The organism is Streptomyces sp. NPDC048751, from assembly GCF_043198595.1.
Classification (GTDB): Bacteria; Actinomycetota; Actinomycetes; order Streptomycetales; family Streptomycetaceae; genus Streptomyces.
Map to the genome: position 1 here is coordinate 137,640 of NZ_JBICUX010000003.1, position 16,651 is coordinate 154,290.

At 68.8% G+C, this 16,651-nt stretch carries 16 protein-coding genes, 1 tRNA gene and 1 pseudogene; 12 read left to right on the forward strand and 6 right to left on the reverse strand.

The genetic code is table 11. The annotated features are described in order from the left end of the window. On the reverse strand, positions 1-990 hold the full coding sequence (locus ACGFNV_RS12205) for an SMI1/KNR4 family protein (RefSeq protein WP_393621681.1): 990 nt from the start codon (positions 988-990) through the stop codon (positions 1-3). A gap of 320 nt (positions 991-1,310) precedes the next feature. Here ACGFNV_RS12205 and ACGFNV_RS12210 point away from each other — a divergent pair, with 320 nt between their 5' ends. Next, positions 1,311-1,826, forward strand: coding sequence for a YwqJ-related putative deaminase (locus ACGFNV_RS12210; protein WP_393621683.1), 516 nt, complete (start codon positions 1,311-1,313; stop codon positions 1,824-1,826). A gap of 55 nt (positions 1,827-1,881) precedes the next feature. After that, on the forward strand, positions 1,882-2,376 hold the full coding sequence (locus ACGFNV_RS12215) for an SUKH-3 domain-containing protein (RefSeq protein WP_393621685.1): 495 nt from the start codon (positions 1,882-1,884) through the stop codon (positions 2,374-2,376). 36 nt (positions 2,377-2,412) lie between these two features. Here the strand turns inward: ACGFNV_RS12215 and ACGFNV_RS12220 are convergent, their stop codons facing one another. After that, a complete protein-coding gene (locus ACGFNV_RS12220; RefSeq protein ID WP_393621687.1) occupies positions 2,413-3,699 on the reverse strand; it encodes a histidine kinase in 1,287 nt (428 codons plus the stop codon). Positions 3,700-3,866: 167 nt separating this feature from the next. On the opposite strand from ACGFNV_RS12220, the pseudogene ACGFNV_RS12225 reads away from it, so the two are divergent. The 8 genes and pseudogenes from ACGFNV_RS12225 (at position 3,867) to ACGFNV_RS12260 (ending at position 10,367) form a co-directional block, all read left to right on the forward strand. Then, positions 3,867-4,728 (forward strand): annotated as a pseudogene (locus ACGFNV_RS12225) (helix-turn-helix domain-containing protein). 23 nt (positions 4,729-4,751) lie between these two features. Beyond that, a tRNA-Gln gene (locus ACGFNV_RS12230) sits at positions 4,752-4,826 on the forward strand. Between the two features lie 115 nt (positions 4,827-4,941). Next, entirely contained in the window at positions 4,942-6,390 is a 1,449-nt protein-coding gene (gene glmU / locus ACGFNV_RS12235) for a bifunctional UDP-N-acetylglucosamine diphosphorylase/glucosamine-1-phosphate N-acetyltransferase GlmU (RefSeq protein WP_393621688.1), read from the forward strand. A 130-nt stretch (positions 6,391-6,520) separates the two neighbouring features. Further along, entirely contained in the window at positions 6,521-7,495 is a 975-nt protein-coding gene (locus tag ACGFNV_RS12240; protein ID WP_133928713.1) for a ribose-phosphate diphosphokinase, read from the forward strand. Positions 7,496-7,684: 189 nt separating this feature from the next. Continuing rightward, positions 7,685-8,281, forward strand: coding sequence for a 50S ribosomal protein L25/general stress protein Ctc (locus ACGFNV_RS12245; RefSeq protein ID WP_393621690.1), 597 nt, complete (start codon positions 7,685-7,687; stop codon positions 8,279-8,281). Positions 8,282-8,363: 82 nt separating this feature from the next. Then, positions 8,364-8,966, forward strand: a complete 603-nt coding sequence (pth, locus tag ACGFNV_RS12250) for an aminoacyl-tRNA hydrolase (protein ID WP_393621692.1) — start codon at positions 8,364-8,366, stop codon at positions 8,964-8,966. Positions 8,967-9,024: 58 nt separating this feature from the next. Beyond that, positions 9,025-9,516, forward strand: a complete 492-nt coding sequence (locus tag ACGFNV_RS12255; protein WP_393621694.1) for a hypothetical protein — start codon at positions 9,025-9,027, stop codon at positions 9,514-9,516. Between the two features lie 134 nt (positions 9,517-9,650). After that, positions 9,651-10,367 (forward strand): LPXTG cell wall anchor domain-containing protein, encoded by a 717-nt coding sequence (locus ACGFNV_RS12260; RefSeq protein ID WP_393621695.1) that lies wholly within the window; start codon positions 9,651-9,653, stop codon positions 10,365-10,367. A 69-nt stretch (positions 10,368-10,436) separates the two neighbouring features. Here ACGFNV_RS12260 and ppc read toward each other — a convergent pair whose 3' ends face one another. Continuing rightward, positions 10,437-13,166: a phosphoenolpyruvate carboxylase gene (gene ppc, locus ACGFNV_RS12265; RefSeq protein WP_393621696.1), complete on the reverse strand. Its 2,730-nt coding sequence runs from the start codon at positions 13,164-13,166 to the stop codon at positions 10,437-10,439. A 304-nt stretch (positions 13,167-13,470) separates the two neighbouring features. Between ppc and ACGFNV_RS12270 the strand changes: the two genes are divergently transcribed. Further along, the gene (locus ACGFNV_RS12270; RefSeq protein WP_393621698.1) at positions 13,471-14,481 is read left to right on the forward strand and encodes an acyl-CoA desaturase; all 1,011 of its coding nucleotides are present in this window, start codon (positions 13,471-13,473) and stop codon (positions 14,479-14,481) included. Then, positions 14,478-15,155: a TetR family transcriptional regulator gene (locus tag ACGFNV_RS12275; protein ID WP_393621700.1), complete on the forward strand. Its 678-nt coding sequence runs from the start codon at positions 14,478-14,480 to the stop codon at positions 15,153-15,155. The genes ACGFNV_RS12270 and ACGFNV_RS12275 overlap by 4 nt, the downstream gene beginning before the upstream one ends. Before the next feature lie 54 nt (positions 15,156-15,209). Here ACGFNV_RS12275 and ACGFNV_RS12280 read toward each other — a convergent pair whose 3' ends face one another. The 3 genes from ACGFNV_RS12280 to ACGFNV_RS12290 form a co-directional block, all read right to left on the reverse strand. Continuing rightward, positions 15,210-15,383, reverse strand: coding sequence for a CsbD family protein (locus ACGFNV_RS12280; protein ID WP_393621702.1), 174 nt, complete (start codon positions 15,381-15,383; stop codon positions 15,210-15,212). Positions 15,384-15,446: 63 nt separating this feature from the next. Further along, a complete protein-coding gene (locus ACGFNV_RS12285; protein ID WP_393621704.1) occupies positions 15,447-15,815 on the reverse strand; it encodes a VOC family protein in 369 nt (122 codons plus the stop codon). A 1-nt stretch (position 15,816) separates the two neighbouring features. Next, positions 15,817-16,626: a trans-aconitate 2-methyltransferase gene (locus tag ACGFNV_RS12290; RefSeq protein WP_393621706.1), complete on the reverse strand. Its 810-nt coding sequence runs from the start codon at positions 16,624-16,626 to the stop codon at positions 15,817-15,819. Positions 16,627-16,651 lie beyond the last annotated feature (25 nt).

A 16,651-nucleotide genomic window follows, 5' to 3' on the forward strand; every position in this document is an offset into this window, starting at 1 on the left:
TCACTCCCCCACGGAAGAAACCGGAACGGCACGCGCGAACCCACCGTCCACCATCAGGTTCGCCACCGTCTCCAACTCCGGCGGATTGCCCGCGAGCCGGGACAGGAAGACATCGAAGTCGTCACCGCACGGCAGCAACAACCGCCCCGTACGCTCCGCCGGCGACATCGCCGGATCCACGTCCCGCACATCGTCGTACGCACAGAACCACACCGAACCGATCCGGTCACCCTTCACCTTCACGGCCAACAACCCACCCTGGACGAAACCGACACCCAGGTAATCCTTCGTCAAATGGTCACGCAGACACTTGTTCACATAAACCAGGTCATTGACCGCCGCCTCGTCCCGCACCGTGAAGAACGGCTGGTCCACCAGCAGCCCCAACTCCGCGTCCAACGCCGCCCCCACCGGCGCACAACCCCCCGCCGCCTTCAAGAACGACCGGTACGCCCCCGGCAACCGGTACCCGAGATCCTCCTCGACCCCCTGCACCTGCTGCTCCGTCACCGCCACACCCGACTTCGGCAACCCGACATGCACCGGCCGCGTCTCCTGCAACGGACGCGTCCCCCGCTTGCCCTGGTCGACCTGCGCCGTCGCCACACCACCGTGATGCCGCAACAACGCCTTCACCTCGACCGGAACCAACTCCAGCCGCCGCGAACCCACCACGTGATGCCACGTCCAACCATGCGGCGTCGCCACCGCCGGCACCGTGTCCCACAAGTCGTGCCCCGACGCCGCCAGCGCCGCATTCGCCGACACATAATCCGTCAGCCGCAACTCGTCGACCCCGAAACCCTCCGGCGGATCAGCGATCTCCGCCGCCGCACGCGCATAGGGCGAGAAATCGGGGTAACCGTACTCATCCACCCGCACCCCCCTCGGGTGACGAGTGGCCCGGACCGGATCCGGGAAGTGCACGACCTGCCCGGCATAGGCCGCGTTCGGCGGCGCGGCTTGCTGCCCGAGCCGACCTGTCGTCATGGCGGTTGCCCCCTGCGGCACTCTGTACGACCCCAGCCGCCGGCAACCGCTTCCGGTCCCGGCACACCACGGCCGTATTCGACTGTCTCCAACGGCACCGACGCGCGTTGACCGCGCCTGTCGCGGTGCCGACAGCCTATGCGGTACGACGACACCGGTCACCGGCACCGGTCCCACCCCCTCCGCTTCCGTGACCAGCCGTCACCCCGCCGTGACAGCCAGCCCAAACACGGGCGTGTCGCACCGCCCCAGCTACCGCACCAGCCCCACGATTTGGCACCCTGTGACGTCCGGGGGATGCTCGGGAGGGGAAGACGATCATGAACACGACGCAAACGGGACCGCACACCAGCCACTCCGGCGACCCCCGAATCGGCTGGAGCAGCAACGAAACCCCCACCATCCCCACGCTCCTCCACCGCCGCGATGGCATACTCCCCACCGTCGCCGCCGCCCTCTCCGTCCGCGGCGCCACCCTCACCGGCACCGCCGCCCGCGGCGACCAACCCCCCACACTCCACCCCCTCGTCCAGGACTTCCTGGACACCCTCACCAGCGCCCAACGCGACCGCTTCACCGGCCGCTGCGCCGAGGCCCTCCTCATCTCACGCCACATCGCCAACGCCGACGCCGCCCGCAGCAAACGCGCCATCCGCAGACCCATGACCAACGGCGAAGCCCGCAAAGCCCTCAAACAAGCCAAACTCACCGCCCGCCGCATCCGCGAGGACGGCGACCCCCTCCACGGCAGCTTCGCCACCCCATGCCGCGCCTGCACCGCCCTCAGCGCCCACTTCGGCGTCCGCATCGTCGACCCCGCCACCACCGACAACTGATCCCCGACAAACCCCGCACCGAGCCGCACAGCACCACATCACGAACAAAGGGCAGATGCACACCGACCGCACCTCCACCACCCGCTTCCCCGTCCCCGTGGACGCCGCCCTGCGGAACGCCGGCTGGCAACCCGGACGCTGGGACATCAAACAGGCCGAAATCTGGGCCGACACCCTCCGCGACCACACCTCACCCGCCGGCCACCGCCACGCCGTCTTCCCCGCCGCCGTAGAAGCCTGGGCCGAATTCGGCGGACTCCACATCACCCCCACCGGACCCGGCCGCCAAGTCGCCCCCGCCACCCTCCACCTCGACCCCCTCCACGGCCTCCACCTCGCCCGCACCCTCGGCGACCTCGGCCGCGCCCTCGACACCGAAGTCAGCCCCCTCGGCGCCGAAACCGACACCCACTCCCTCCTCGCCATCGACACCGAAGGCCGCGTCTACGCCCTCGACCACACCGGCGACTGGTACCTCGGCCCCGACATCGACCAGGCCCTCACCGGCCTCGTCACCGGCATAGAGCCGACCCGCCTCACCGCGGGCTGAACACACAGCGGGCCGGGGCCGGAAGCCCCCTCGGCACTACGACGCCGGAATCACCGCCGACACCCGAAAACCCCCCGCATCCGTCGGCCCCGACACGAACACACCCCCCAGCCCCAACACCCGCTCCTTCATCCCCACCAACCCGTTGCCCCCCGACGGCAACCGCGCCGACGACGCCAACTCCGGAGGCGGCTCGTTCTCCACCTGCATCGCGATCTCCGACACCCGATGCGCCAACCGCACATGCGTCTTCGCCCCCGCCGCATGCTTGTGCACATTCGTCAACGCCTCCTGCACCACCCGATACGCCGTCTGCTCCACCTCCCGCGCATACGACCGCACATCCCCCTCCACCGACAGATCCACCACCATCCCCGCAGCCGCCGACTGCCCCACCAACTCCTCCAACTCCGACAGACACGGCCCCTCCTCCCCACCCACCTGCGAAGAGACCACCGCCACCGCCACAGCCGCAGGCAGCACCGACGCCGGCTTCCGCGGCCCGTCCCCGCTCCGCAACACCCCCAGCATCTCCCGCAACTCCGTCAACGCCTGCCGCCCCATGTCCCCCACCAACGCGGCATTCCTCACCGCCTTCTCCGGATCCTTCCGCGCCACCGCCTGCAACGCCGCCGCATGCACCACCATCAGGCTCACCCGATGCGCGACCACGTCATGCATCTCCCGCGCGATCCGCGTCCGCTCCTCGTTACGCGCCCACTCCGCCCGCTCCTCGGCCCGCTCCGCCAGCAGCTGCAACTCCCGCTCAAGACTGTCCGCCCGCTCCCGCAAGCTCTCCATCAGCCTGCGCCGCGCCCCCACGTACAGCCCCAGCAACACCGGCGGCGCCGTGAGCCCCAGCGACGTCGTGATCGCCGCGAACGGCACGAACCAGTCGCCCAGCGTCAGACTCCCCGCGTCCATCCCCTGCCGCACCCGCACGAACGTCACGATCAACGTCCCCACCAGCGACATCCCCGCCAGCGACGCGATGATCCGCCTCGGCATCTCGGCGGCGGCGAGCGTGTACAGCCCGACGATGCCCATCAGGTACCCCATCTGGGCAGGCGTGATGGCGATGGCCACCAGCACCACGGCGATCGGCCACCGCCGCCGGACCAGCAGAACCGATCCGGCCGACAACCCGAACAGCACCCCCACGGCCAACGGAATCCCCGCGGCCCGCGCGAACGGGATCCCCTCCCCCGCACACTCCAGCGCGGACACCACCGCGAGACTCGAGTCGAACACCGCACTACGCCGTCTGTCCCACCACCACGGCCCCCTCAAGGCCGTCCCGTGGTCTTCCCCCGTCGTGGTCATGCCTCCCAGCCTACGGGCGCCGACCCCCTCTTTTCCGGCGAGTTTCCCCCACTGGCCTACACCACACTCCGTAACGGAATGCCTCTGAAACCCCCCGCTATCCCTCGAACTGCTGAACCAGGCCTGTTCGAGGGCGGAACCAGTCATTCCGGTCGCACGGTATGCACATGGCACATTCCAACGGCAAGTACGCGGACTTCGAGGGGTTGCGGGAGCGAGCGGTCGCCTTGCGGCGGGCGGGGCTCAGCCTTCGGCAGATCCAGGAGGAGCTTCAGGTCCACAACAAGGAGACCCTGCAGCGACTCGTAGAGGGCGAGCCTCCCCCGGAGTGGACAAAGCGCCCACGAGCCAAGGACGACCTGCGCGAGAGGGCCCGGGAGCTGCGACAGCAGGGCTGGACGTACCACCAGATCCAGGCCGAGTTGGGCTGCTCCAAGAGCTCCGTCTCCCTGTGGGTACGGGACCTGCCCCACCCGGAGCCGAAGTGCACACCGGAGGAGCAGCGGGCGCGCATGAACGCGGGGCTAGCGCGGCTGCGCGCTTCCCAGGACCGAGAGCGCGAGCAAACCAAGCGTGCGGCAGCCGCTTCGATCGGCACACTCTCCGTCCGCGAGTTGTTTCTCGTCGGCGTCGGCCTGTACTGGGCCGAGGGGACAAAGGACAAGGCGCACGCTCGCCGCGAGACTGTGGAGTTCGTCAACAGCGACTCCGGAATGATCACGGTCTTCCTCGCCTGGCTGGACCTCCTGGGAGTAACGCGCGACCGCCTGCACTGCCGCGTCATGATCCACGAGACCGCAGACATCGAGGCCGCCGAACGCTACTGGGCCGCCCATGTCGGCATCGAGCGGTCCACCCTCGGCAGGACGATCCTCAAGAAGCACAACCCAGCAACCGTGCATAAGAACACAGGAAAACAGCTATAGGGGATGCCTCGGCATCAAGGTGCGCCAAGGAGCCGATCTGTACCGTCGCATCGAGGGCACCTGGTACGGCATAGTAGGAGGCGCCACTCGGCGACCTGACTAAATGTCCGGTTTGGTCGAGTTTAATCCCCTGTGGTGTAATTGGTAGCACTGTGGCTTTTGGTGCCATCTGTCCGGGTTCGAGTCCTGGCGGGGGAGCCATATCGGTTCGGGTCCTGACCTAGCAAGGTCAGGACCCTTACGCATGTCCCCCACGAAACGCCCCGGTATCCTGCGGATGACAACCCCCACCCCTCCACAGCCGAAGGGCAACCCCGTGAGCGCCATCCGCCCGGCAGCCGTCGTCGTACTCGCAGCGGGTGAGGGCACCCGTATGAAGTCGGCCACACCGAAGGTCCTGCACGAGCTCTGCGGCCGCAGCCTCGTGGGCCACGTGCTGGCCGCCGCCCGAGAGTTGGACCCCCAGAACCTCGTCGTCGTGGTCGGGCACGCGCGCGAGAAGGTCACCGGGCACCTCACCACCATCGACCCCGACGTCCGCACCGCTGTCCAGGCGGAGCAGAACGGCACCGGTCACGCCGTCCGCATGGGCCTCGAAGAGCTCGGCGGCACCCTCGACGGCACTGTGGTGGTCGTCTGCGGCGACACCCCCCTCCTCACCGGCGGGACGCTGAAGCAGCTCGCCGGCACGCACGAGGCCGACGGCAACGCGGTGACCGTGCTGACGGCGGAGGTCCCGGACGCGACCGGCTACGGCCGTATCGTGCGCGACGAGGCCTCCGGCGCCGTCACCGAGATCGTCGAGCACAAGGACGCCACGGAGTCGCAGCGGGCGATTCGGGAGATCAACTCGGGTGTCTTCGCGTTCGACGGGCAGCTGCTCGCCGACGCCCTGAAGAAGGTCCGTACGGACAACAGCCAGGGCGAGGAGTACCTCACCGACGTCCTCGGCATCCTCCGTGAGGCGGGTCACCGCGTCGGCGCCTCCGTGGCCGCCGATCACCGCGAGATCGCCGGGATCAACAACCGGGTGCAGCTCTCCGAGGCCCGCCGGATCCTGAACGACCGGCTACTCACCGACGCGATGCTCGCGGGCGTGACGGTCATCGACCCCGCGACCACCTGGGTCGACGTGACCGTCACCTTCGAGCAGGACGCCGTCGTCCACCCGGGCACGCAGCTCCTCGGCGCGACCCACCTGGGCGAGGGCGCCGAGGTGGGCCCGAACAGCCGGCTGAAGGACACGGAGGTCGGCGCGGGCGCGCGGGTGGTCAACACGGTCGCCGACACCGCGCACATCGGTCCTCAGGCGACTGTCGGGCCGTACGCCTACCTCCGGCCCGGTAGCCGCCTCGGGCTGAAGTCAAAGATCGGGACGTATGTGGAGACCAAGAATGCCTCCATCGGGGAGGGCACGAAGATTCCCCACCTGTCCTACGTGGGTGACGCGACCATCGGTGAGTACACGAACATCGGTGCCGCGAGCGTCTTCGTGAACTACGACGGGCAGGACAAGCACCACACGACCGTCGGCTCTCACTGCCGTACCGGTTCGGACAACATGTTTGTGGCGCCTGTCACGGTCGGGGACGGTGCCTACACCGCCGCCGGCTCGGTGATCACGAAGGACGTACCGCCCGGTTCGTTGGCTGTGGCCCGTGGTCAGCAGCGGAATATCGAGGGTTGGGTGGCTCGTAAGCGTCCGGGCAGCGCGGCTGCGAAGGCGGCCGAGACGGCCTCCCGCCAGGAGGAAAGCGGGAGCTGACCGGAAAGCGGTGCTTCAAACACGGCGTACCGTGATAAGTGCACACCCGCACCCCCCAGCTGAGACGACCTCTCATGCCCAGCCGTGGTCGCTCGCCAGCCAGCTGAGAAACCTCTGAGGAGACAGTGCTGTGACCGGGATCAAGACGACCGGCGAGAAGAAGTTGATGTTCTTCTCCGGCCGCGCCCACCCCGAGCTTGCCGAGGAGGTCGCCCACCAGCTGGGTGTCGGGGTCGTCCCGACGAAGGCCTTCGACTTCGCGAACGGTGAGATCTATGTGCGGTATCAGGAGTCGGCGCGTGGTGCGGACTGTTTCCTGATCCAGAGCCACACGGCTCCGATCAACAAGTGGATCATGGAGCAGTTGATCATGATCGACGCGCTGAAGCGTGCGTCGGCCCGCTCCATCACCGTCATCGTGCCGTTCTACGGTTACGCGCGGCAGGACAAGAAGCACCGTGGACGTGAACCGATCTCGGCGCGTCTGATCGCGGATCTGATGAAGACGGCGGGTGCGGACCGCATCCTGACCGTGGATCTGCACACGGACCAGATCCAGGGCTTCTTCGACGGTCCGGTGGACCATCTGTTCGCGCTGCCGTTGCTGGCGGACTACGTGGGTGGGAAGGTCGACCGGAACAAGCTGACGGTGGTCTCCCCGGACGCGGGTCGTGTGCGGGTGGCGGACCGTTGGTGCGACCGGCTCGGTGCGCCGCTGGCGATCGTGCACAAGCGTCGTGACAAGGACGTGGCGAACCAGGTGACCGTCCACGAGGTCGTGGGTGAGGTCGAGGGTCGGGTCTGTGTCCTCGTCGACGACATGATCGACACGGGTGGCACGATCTGTGCTGCGGCGGACGCGCTGTTCGCGCATGGTGCGGAGGATGTCATCGTGACGGCGACGCACGGTGTGCTGTCGGGGCCCGCCGCCGATCGTCTGAAGAACTCGCAGGTGAGTGAGTTCGTCTTCACGAACACGCTGCCGACTCCGGGTGAGCTGGAGCTGGACAAGATCAAGGTGCTGTCGATCGCGCCGACGATCGCGAGTGCGGTGCGTGAGGTGTTCGAGGACGGTTCGGTGACGAGCCTGTTCGACGAGCAGTAGGTTCCACGAGCTTCCGCTTGATCGATTTTTCTGCGGCCTCCCTGGCCGAGTAGACTGCTCCAGTTGCTCGGCGAGGGAGGCCGTACCCGTTCTTCGGGGTGGCTGTCCGTTATCGACGCGCTCTTCGTAGCAGGCCGTTCGTGGCCGGGTGACCACGTCCGTTCCTATGTTCTACGAGGAGTGATCCACATGTCCGAGGTGAAGCTCGCCGCCGAGACGCGCACCGAGTTCGGCAAGGGTGCCGCGCGTCGTGTCCGTCGTGACAACAAGGTTCCGGGTGTCCTTTACGGTCACGGCGAGGCCCCGCTGCACCTGACCCTGCCGGGTCACGAGCTGCTGCTGGCGCTGCGTACGCCGAACGTCCTGATCGCGCTGGACATCGACGGCAAGAACCACCTGGCGATCCCGAAGTCGGTTCAGCGTGACCCGATCAAGGGCTTCCTGGAGCACGTGGACCTGCTGCTGGTCAAGCGTGGCGAGAAGGTCAACGTCGAGATCTACGTCCACACCGAGGGCGAGCTGGCGCCGGGTGGCAACCTGCTGGAGCACGTGCTGAACGCGCTGCCGGTCGAGGCCGAGGCCACGCACATCCCCGAGTCGGTGACCGTGTCCATCGAGGGTCTCGCCGCCGGTGACTCGATCCTCGCCAAGGACATCGCCCTGCCGTCCGGCGTCAAGCTGGGCGTCGAGGACGACACTGTGGTCCTGCAGGTGCTGGCCGCGCAGGCCGAGGAGGCCGTCGAGGGCGAAGAGGGTGCCGAGGGCGAAGAGGTCGCCGAGGCCTGATCCTCGCTCCTTCCTCCCTTTCTTTCGTTTGCCGGCCGCCGCTCCCTCCCCGGGGGCGGCGGTCGGCGCGTATCAAGGAGACATGCAGGTGACGACCGATGCCAATGCCCCCTGGTTGATCGTGGGGCTGGGCAATCCGGGGCCCGAGTACGCGGGTAACCGGCACAACGTGGGCTTCATGGTGGCCGATCTGCTGGCGGAGCGGGTGGGGGGCCGGTTCAAGCGGGCGGGGAAGGCGCAGGCGCAGGTCGTGGAGGGGCGGATCGGTCCGCCGGGGCCGGCGAACCGTCGGGTGATCCTGGCGAAGCCGATGTCGTTCATGAACCTGTCGGGTGGTCCGGTGAACGCGCTGCGGGAGTTCTACAAGGTGCCTGTGGCGCACATTGTGGCGGTGCATGACGAGTTGGACATCGACTTCGGGATGTTGCGGTTGAAGTTGGGTGGCGGTGACAACGGGCACAACGGGCTGAAGTCGATGTCGAAGGCGATGGGTGCGGACTATCACCGGGTGCGGTTCGGGATCGGGCGTCCGCCGGGTCGTATGCAGGTCGCGGATTTCGTGTTGAAGGATTTCGCGTCGGCGGAGCGCAAGGAGTTGGACTATTTCGTGGACCGGGCGGCGGATGCTGTGGAGTGCCTGGTGATTGAGGGGTTGGAGCGGGCGCAGGGTACGTACAACTCCTGATTTGTCGGGTGCTGGGCGGAGTTGACTGGCCGTCTGGGTATGGCCAATGATCCCGGCCATGCCTGCCACAGCTCTCTCCTCCCGTCAGGCCTCTGTTGTCGTGTTGCGGTTCGGGCGGTTCGCGGCGATGGGGACGGTCGCCGTGTTGATCCTGATCGCGGGGGTCTGGGCTTCGTGGGGTTCCGCTCAGCATGTGATGCTGACGAAGGGGCGGGAGAGCGGCACGGTCGAGGTGACGCGGTGTGGTGAGGACACGTGTTCGGGGCCGTTCACGCCGATGTCGCAGGGGGCGTCGGCGCGGAAGCGGGTCGTCATGGAGAAGTCGGTGGCGGTGCGCGAGGGGCGGACGTACACGGTGGTGGTGAAGCCGGGGTCGGACGACGTGGTGCGTTCGGGGCCGGCGGGGGTGTTGTTCGCGTGGATTCCGCTGGGTGGTGCGCTGCTGTTGGCGTCGGTGGTGGTCGCGGGTGGGCTGGGGCGGGTGCGGGCCGGATGGGTGCTGGCGGGGGTGGGTGTCGCGTTGTTGACGGCTTCGTTCGTGACGATCTGAGGGGTTTGGCCGTTTTCCTTGGCGGTGGAGGGGCCGAGCGTTGTCCGTTCGTGATTGACCTCGTCAGGGCTGGGGCTGGATGCTGAGCCGCCCCCTCCACATCTTCTGTTGGTTCACTCGAAGATGGACTGCCCATGCGTACCCTCCCTCGCGCCGGCGCCGTGTGCGCCGTTGCCGGGGCCGCCTTGTTCGCGGCCCCTTCCGCTCATGCCACCCCTCCGGGTGACAACGGCACTGTGAAGATTCATGACGCGTCGACCGGTGAGGAACTGCGTCGCAACGATCCGCATGTGTGCGCGTTCTATCTGGACGCCTTCGGGTTCGACGGTGGTCAGCAGGTCGTCTGGCACATCGAGGCCTGGGCGCCGACCGCCGTCGTGCAGGGTGAGACGGTGAAGGCCGGTGCGATCACGCTGGACGGCGGGGGTCATGGCCGTACGGCGGATCTGTCGTTGCCGGACGGGCACTACAAGCTGTTCTGGAACTTCGACGGTGAGAAGGGTGCCGCGAAGCACAAGGTGTTCTGGTCGGACTGCGGGGACTCCGAGGGGGGCGGTGGTTCCACTCCGTCGGCGTCGGTGTCGCCGAGTGCGTCGCCGAGTGGGAAGGGCGATCCGTCGGCGTCTGCGAGCCCGGGTTCGTCGGTGTCCGCGTCCGTGTCGGCGTCGGCCTCGTCCGCGTCCTCGTCCGCGGCTCCTGCTCCGTCGCCGCAGAGTGGTGGCGGTGACGGTGGTGACTTGGCCGAGACGGGCAACGGTGCCCCGGTCGGGCTGTTGTCGGGGGTCGCGGCCGCGCTGGTCTCCGCGGGTGGGTTCCTGGTGCTGCGCCGCCGGAAGGCGCGGCGGGGCTGACGTTCGTACGACAACGGTGCCCCCGAGGACGTTCGGTCCTCGGGGGCACCTTTGTTCGGGCGGACGGTGTCAGCCGGTGTTGCGCAGGCCCGCTGCCACGCCGTTGACGGTGAGGAGCAGGGCGCGGGAGAGGAGCGGGTCGGGTTCTTCGCCTGCGGCCGCGGCGTCGCGCTGGCGCTTTAGGAGGGTGACCTGGAGGTAGGAGATGGGGTCGAGGTAGGCGTCGCGGATGGCGAAGGTCTGCTTGAGGACGGGGTGGGCCTCCAGGAGTTCCTTCTCTCCGGTGACGCGCAGTACCTCGCGCACGGTGAGTTCGTGTTCGGCCTTGATGGTGTCGAAGACGTGGCGGAGCTCGTCGGGGACGAGGGTGTCTACGTAGTGCTGGGCGATGCGCAGGTCGGTCTTGGCGAGGGTCATCTCGACGTTGGAGATGAAGTTGCGGAAGAAGTGCCACTGTTCGTGCATCTCGTCGAGCACGGTGTCGAGGCCGGTCTCGCGCAGTGCCTTGAGGCCGGAGCCGACGCCGAACCAGCCGGGGACGATCTGCCGTGACTGGGTCCAGCCGAAGACCCAGGGGATGGCGCGCAGGCCGTCGAGTGAGACGCCGGAGCCGGGGCGGCGGGAGGGCCGGGAGCCCAGGTGCAGGTCGGCGAGCTGGTCCACCGGCGTCGAGGCGAGGAAGTAGGTCGGCAGGTCCGGGTCCTCGACGAGCCTGCGGTAGGCGTGGTGGGCGGCGTCGCTGACGACGTCCATGGCGGCGTCCCAGCGGGCGAGGGCCTCGTCGGACTGGCGGGGTGCGGTGTGCAGGGCGGAGGCCTGGAGGGTCGCGGCCACCGTCAGTTCCAGGTTCTCCCTGGCCAGGGAGGGGATGAGGTACTTGTCAGAGATGACCTCGCCCTGTTCGGTGACCTTGATCTCGCCTTCGAGGGTGCCCCAGGGCTGGGCGAGGATGGCGTCGTGGGAGGGGCCGCCGCCGCGGCCGACGGTGCCGCCGCGGCCGTGGAACAGCCGGAGCCTGACGCCGTACCGGTGGGCGACGTCGCGCAGGCGGCGCTGGGCGCGGTGGATCTCCCACTGGCTGGTGGTGATGCCGCCGAACTTGGAGGAGTCGCTGTAGCCGAGCATGACTTCCTGGACGTCTCCGCGCAGGGCGACGAGCCTGCGGTAGGAGGGGTCGGAGAGCATGTCCTCGAGGATGGTGTCGGCGGCCTTGAGTTCGTCGGTGGTCTCCAGGAGGGGCACGATGCCGATCTTGGCCCAGCCGGCGTGGAGGTCGAGGAGGCCGGCCTCGCGGGCGAGGACGGCGGCGGCGAAGACGTCGTCGGCGCCCTGGCACATGGAGATGATGTACGACTCGATGACCTCGGGTCCGAAGACTTCCAGGGCGCGCTTGACGGTCTGGAAGACGCCGAGGGTCTTGGCGCCGGCGGCGTCGACGGGGGCCGGGGTGGGGGCGAGGGGCCTTCTGGAGCGGAGTTCCTTGGCGAGGAGCTTGCTGCGGTACTCGCGGGGCATGTCGGTGTAGCGCCAGGATTCCTCGCCGAGGCGGTCGAACAGCTGGCCGAGGGCGTGGTGGTGGGCGTCGGCGTGTTCGCGGACGTCCATGGTGGCGAGCTGGAGGCCGAAGGCGGCGAGGGTGCGGATGGTGCGGTTCATGCGGCCGTCGGCAAAGAGGCCGCCGCGGTGTTCGCGCAGCGAGGTCTGGATGAGGGTGAGGTCGGCGAGGAGTTCGCTGGTGCCGAGGTAGTCGCGGCCGTCCGCATGGGGGGTGCCCTTGGCGAGGCGCTGCTTGGTGTTCTCGAGCTTCTGGCGGATGCAGGTGGCCTTGAGCCGGTAGGGCTCCTCGGCGTTGAGGCGCTTGTAGCGGGGGCTGATCTCGGGCAGGCGTTCGAGGTCGGCCTGGAGGGACTGCAGGAGCTCCTCGGTGGCGCCGGTGTAGCGGATGCTGTTCGACAGGAAGCCGCGCAGCTCGTCGATCATCTCCAGGGCGTCGTTGATGCCGTGTTCGTGCTGGAGGATGAGGACGTCCCAGGTCACCTGGGGGGTGACGTTGGGGTTGCCGTCGCGGTCGCCGCCGATCCAGGTGCCGAAGGTGAGCGGGCGGGTGTCGTCCGGGAGGGTGACGCCCACGCGTTCGAGTTCGGCGGTGAGGTCCTCGAGGACGTCGCCGACGGCGCCGGCGTGGAGTTCGTCGAGGTAGTAGACGGCGTTGCGGGCCTCGTCGGCGGGTTCGGGGCGGACGACGCGCAGTTCGTCGGTCTGCCAGACGAGGTCGATGTTCTCGGCGAGGCGGATGTCGTAGCGGCGGCGGTCGGCCTCGATGACGGGGGTTTCGAGGAGCGCGGCGATGCGCCGGAGCTTGTTGAGTACCGACCGGCGCGCGGCTTCGGTGGGGTGTGCGGTGAACACCGGGCGAACGTTGAGGTGGCGGACCGTCTGGCGGATGTGCTCGGGGTCGGCGTCCTTGAGGCGGTCCGCGGTGCGGGCGAGGAGGCCGCCCTCGGCGGCGCGGCGGGCGCGCAGTTCGCGGCCGCGGTGGACCTGCTCGGTGACGTTGGCCAGGTGGAAGTAGGTGGAGAAGGCACGGACGAGCTTGGCGGCGGTCTCCAGTTCGGTGCCGCGCAGCAGTTCGGCGGCGGCTTCGCCGTCCTCGCGGGTGAGGCGGCGGACCTTTTCGACCAGGTCGAGGAGTTCGGGGCCCTCCTGCCTGACGAGGGTCTCCCCGAGGAGGTCACCCAGTCGGCGGATGTCGGCGCGCAGCTCGCTGCTGGTCGTCGTCTGGTCGTCGGCACTGCTCACAGGTGCGGCTCCTTGCAGTGTTGAAGCTCGTCCGGGAGGGGAACCCGGAGGGCGTCCCAGCGCGGCTGGCGCCGCTTAGGGGCGGAAACATCCGGGAAGGATTCAGAGCGGACCGCGCTGTCCGACCGACTCCCAGGATAGGTGTCGGTGCGGACGCGCAGACTCTCGGGCTCTTGCCGCGGGGCGACACGCTGCCATACTTACGACGCCGTAGGTTACGGAACCGTAGGTGAGTCCCGCTCGACTCCCGCTCGGTTCATGTACCCGGCATCTCTCACAACCCTCGACCCCACAGGGGACGCCCATGACCACAAGTTCCGACGTGATCCAAGACGCCCAGAGGGCGAGCGACGACCAGGCCGTGCCCTCCGCCACGCTGGGTGGGGAGCAGAAACGCTCGATCGAGCAGATCACCCTTCTGCTCTTCATCACCGTCCCGTTCCTCGCGCTGCTCGCGGCGGTGCCGCTGGCGTGGGGCTGGGGGGTGAGCTGGCTGGATCTCGGTCTGCTGGTCTTCTTCTATTTCCTGGGGTGCCACGGCATCACGATCGGTTTCCACCGCTACTTCACGCACGGCTCCTTCAAGGCCAAGCGGCCTCTGCGGATCGCGTTGGCGATCATGGGGTCGATGGCGGTGGAGGGTCCGCTGGTCCGCTGGGTGGCGGATCACCGCAAGCACCACAAGTTCTCGGACGCGGAGGGTGACCCGCACTCTCCGTGGCGGTTCGGTGAGACGGTTCCGGCTCTGATGAAGGGCCTGTGGTGGGCACACATCGGATGGATGTTCGATGAGGAGCAGACACCGCAGGAGAAGTACGCGCCGGACCTGATCAAGGACGGGGCGATCCGGGCGATCTCCCGCCAGTTCGTGCTGTGGACGATCGTGTCGCTGGCGCTGCCCGCGCTGATCGGCGGTCTGGTGACGATGTCCTGGTGGGGCGCCTTCACCGGCTTCTTCTGGGGTTCCCTCGTCCGCGTGGCCCTGCTGCACCACGTCACCTGGTCGATCAACTCGATCTGTCACGCGGTCGGCAAGCGGCCCTTCAAGTCGAGGGACCGTTCGGGCAACGTGTGGTGGCTTGCGGTCCTGTCGTGCGGCGAGTCCTGGCACAACCTGCACCACGCGGACCCGACGTCGGCGCGGCACGGTGTGGAGCGCGGTCAGGTGGATTCCTCGGCGCGCTTCATCCGCATCTTCGAGATGTTCGGCTGGGCGTACGACGTGCGCTGGCCGTCACGCTCGCGTATCGATTCGCGCCGGAACACCGGGGAAGGCGGCTCCCGGCGCCGGAAGGAGACGGCCGAGGCGGCATGATTGACGCCGTGGCGACCGACTCCAGCAGCACCCCGAGCAATGAGAAGCCGCGGCGTGTGCGTCGCACCCGGATGACCGGTGCGGAGCGGCGCCAGCAGCTGCTGGAGATCGGGCGCACGCTGTTCGCGGCGAAGGGTTTCGAGGGCACGTCGGTGGAGGAGATCGCGGCGAAGGCAGGGGTGTCCAAGCCGGTGGTCTACGAGCACTTCGGCGGCAAGGAGGGCCTGTACGCGGTCGTCGTGGACCGTGAGATGCGGCGCCTGCTGGACATGGTCACGAGTTCGCTCACGGCCGGTCACCCCCGCGAGCTGTGCGAGCAGGCCGCGTTCGCCCTGCTGGACTACATCGAGGAGTACACGGACGGTTTCCGCATCCTGGTCCGTGACTCCCCCATCCCCCAGTCGACGGGTACCTTCGCGTCGCTGATCTCGGACATCGCCACCCAGGTGGAGGACATCCTGGGCCGCGAGTTCAAGTCCCGCGGCTTCGACCCCAAGCTGGCCCCCCTCTACGCCCAGGCCCTGGTCGGCATGGTCGCCCTGACCGGCCAGTGGTGGCTGGACGTGCGCCGCCCGAAGAAGGCGGAGGTGGCGGCGCATCTGGTGAACCTGGCGTGGCACGGGCTGGACGGGCTGGAGGCGAAGCCGCACCTGATCGGGCGGCGGAAGGCCTGAGAGACATGAGTGGGCCCCCACCCGTCAGGGTGGGGGCCCACTCATGTGTCGTCGTCAGTGCCGGAAGACGTCCTTGGCCTTCTCCTTGGACTGACGTGCGTCGCCCTTGGCCTGGTCGGCCCGGCCCTCGGCTTCCAGCCTCTCGTTGCCCACCGCGCGGCCGGCGGCCTCCTTGGCCTTGCCCTTGGCCTGCTCCGCCTTCGCCTTGGACTTCTCCTCGTGTGCCACCGTCGATCACTCCCACTCGATTGACTCCGGTGTCGTCACATCGGGTAACCCGGCGGGTGCCGCTCAAACGCCTGGGGCGGGCTCCAGGAACTCCAGCCGGTTGCCCACCGGGTCCTCGGCGTAGAAGCGCCGGTGGCCCGGGAGGCCGGTGTCCCAGGTGACCGTCACCCCGTGTGTGCGCAGGCGGGCGGCGTACGCCTCGATGTCCGTGACTCGGAGCCCCGGGTGGGCCTTCTGCGCGGGGCGGAAGCCGTCCTCGACGCCGAGGTGCAGCTGCACGCTCCCCGCCCGGAACCAGCAGCCTCCGCGCGCGGCGAGCACCGGCGGCTTGGGGATCTCCGTCATGCCGAGGGCGTCGACGTAGAAGGGCCGCAGTACGGCCTCGGAGCCGGGTGGGGCGGCGAGCTGGACGTGGTCGACGGCGGTGAGCATCTCAGGCCGCCTTCCTGGCCACCGCGAAGAGCCGGCGGAACGGCAGGACCGTGCCGTACTCGGTGCGCGGGTAGGCCTCGCGGAGCAGGTCGCGGTATTCGGCGACGAAGGTGTCGCGGGCCTCGGGGTCGTCGGCGAGGGCGGTGAGGACGGGGCGCAGGCCGGTGCCCTTGACCCAGTCGAGGACGGGGTCGTCGCCCTTCAGGACGTGGTGGTACGTCGTCTCCCACACGTCGGTCTCGCAGCCGAGCCGGGCGAACCGGTCGAGGTAGACCCCGGGCGCGTGGACGGAGTCCGTGCGGCGCAGGACGTCTGCGAGCCGGTCCTTCCAGCGCGGGGTGTGGGCGAGCTCGCGCATGCGGGTGTGCAGGGGCGCGTCGATGTTGTGGGGGACCTGGAAGGCGAGGGTGCCGCCCGGGGCCAGGCCGTCGAGCCACGCCGGGAAGGCGTCGAGGTGCCCCTCGACCCACTGGAGCGCGGCGTTCGACACGATCAGGTCGTACGTCCGCGGCGGCACCCATGTCGTGGCGTCGGCGTGGGCGAAGTCGAGGTGTCCGCCGCCGGGGGTGGGTCCGGCGTACTCCTGTGCCTGCTGGAGCATCTGGGCGGAGTTGTCGTAGCCGGTGATGCGGGCGGTGGGCCAGCGGTCGGCGAGGTGGGCGGTGACGTTGCCGGGGCCGCAGCCGAGGTCGGCGATGCGGGGCGGGTCACCGGGGAGGTCGGGGACGCGGGCGAGGAGGTCGGTGAAGGGGCGGGCGCGGTGGCCGGCGTGGCGCAGGTACTGGGCGGGGTCCCAGACGGGGGCGGGCATGGCGGGGCCTCCCTCGGAGATCGCG

Bases quoted from the DNA above. Each gene is read 5' to 3' on its own strand.
- ACGFNV_RS12220 (WP_393621687.1), bottom strand. From the start codon at position 3,699: ATGACCACGACGGGGGAAGACCACGGGACGGCCTTGAGGGGGCCGTGG.
- ACGFNV_RS12210 (WP_393621683.1), top strand. From the start codon at position 1,311: ATGAACACGACGCAAACGGGACCGCACACCAGCCACTCCGGCGACCCC.
- ACGFNV_RS12270 (WP_393621698.1), top strand. From the start codon at position 13,471: ATGACCACAAGTTCCGACGTGATCCAAGACGCCCAGAGGGCGAGCGAC.
- ACGFNV_RS12245 (WP_393621690.1), top strand. From the start codon at position 7,685: ATGTCCGAGGTGAAGCTCGCCGCCGAGACGCGCACCGAGTTCGGCAAG.
- ACGFNV_RS12275 (WP_393621700.1), top strand. From the start codon at position 14,478: ATGATTGACGCCGTGGCGACCGACTCCAGCAGCACCCCGAGCAATGAG.
- ACGFNV_RS12255 (WP_393621694.1), top strand. From the start codon at position 9,025: ATGCCTGCCACAGCTCTCTCCTCCCGTCAGGCCTCTGTTGTCGTGTTG.
- ACGFNV_RS12215 (WP_393621685.1), top strand. From the start codon at position 1,882: ATGCACACCGACCGCACCTCCACCACCCGCTTCCCCGTCCCCGTGGAC.
- ACGFNV_RS12285 (WP_393621704.1), bottom strand. From the start codon at position 15,815: ATGCTCACCGCCGTCGACCACGTCCAGCTCGCCGCCCCACCCGGCTCC.
- ACGFNV_RS12260 (WP_393621695.1), top strand. From the start codon at position 9,651: ATGCGTACCCTCCCTCGCGCCGGCGCCGTGTGCGCCGTTGCCGGGGCC.
- pth (WP_393621692.1), top strand. From the start codon at position 8,364: ATGCAGGTGACGACCGATGCCAATGCCCCCTGGTTGATCGTGGGGCTG.
- ACGFNV_RS12290 (WP_393621706.1), bottom strand. From the start codon at position 16,626: ATGCCCGCCCCCGTCTGGGACCCCGCCCAGTACCTGCGCCACGCCGGC.
- ACGFNV_RS12205 (WP_393621681.1), bottom strand. From the start codon at position 990: ATGACGACAGGTCGGCTCGGGCAGCAAGCCGCGCCGCCGAACGCGGCC.